Consider the following 631-nt stretch of genomic DNA (forward strand, 5'->3'; position numbering starts at 1 on the left):
TTAGTGTTTGCTCAATATCTGAATCTGAAGCGCTTAGTGTGCCTGAACGTTTAGCAGTACCAGTATAGGTCTTAACTAGCTTGCCTTGCGGAGTTTCTGCTGTGATTTCTAGAACCACTTTTGCATCCATCTCGTTTTCCATTACAGAGTGCTTCACGTTTACTAACGCTTCTTGCACTTCAAGTTCGATTGAGTTGTCGCTGTTCAGATCAGAGTGGAAACCTTGAGATGAGAACTGTTTCTCTAAAGCTTCTTCTAATGCAATGCGTAAGTTTTGTTTCGCATGAAGTGGTAGAATGTTTGAACGACCGTTATCAACCAAAGCTACGTACTGCGCTGCGCGCACGTCTTTGCTGGTCAAGCTGTATGTTTTGCCTTGTACAATAGGATTGGTGCTCAAGGTGCTTTCAGGCATTAGGTTCAGTTGCGGTTGTTGTGGCGCTGAACATGCAGTAAGCAATGCAACCGAAGCCGCGAGTAACAGTTTTTTCATTTTATTGTTCCTTGTAAACATTTTGCTCGGAGAGCTCTATTGTTTTGCGCTTAATTTAGCAGGATTTTTTGTTGCCTGTAAAATCACGAACTTATTGTTAGAAGCGATGAGTTTCACATTCTTATCGCCAAACAGACG

1 protein-coding gene is annotated in these 631 nt (G+C 42.3%); it reads right to left on the reverse strand.

Annotated features, from left to right (window positions below; translation table 11 throughout):
- The coding region (locus R7190_RS28475; protein WP_318138008.1) for a YajG family lipoprotein at window positions 1-493 on the reverse strand (493 nt) is incomplete at its 3' end.
- Window positions 494-631 lie beyond the last annotated feature (138 nt).

This window comes from Vibrio sp. 1078-1, assembly GCF_033340475.1.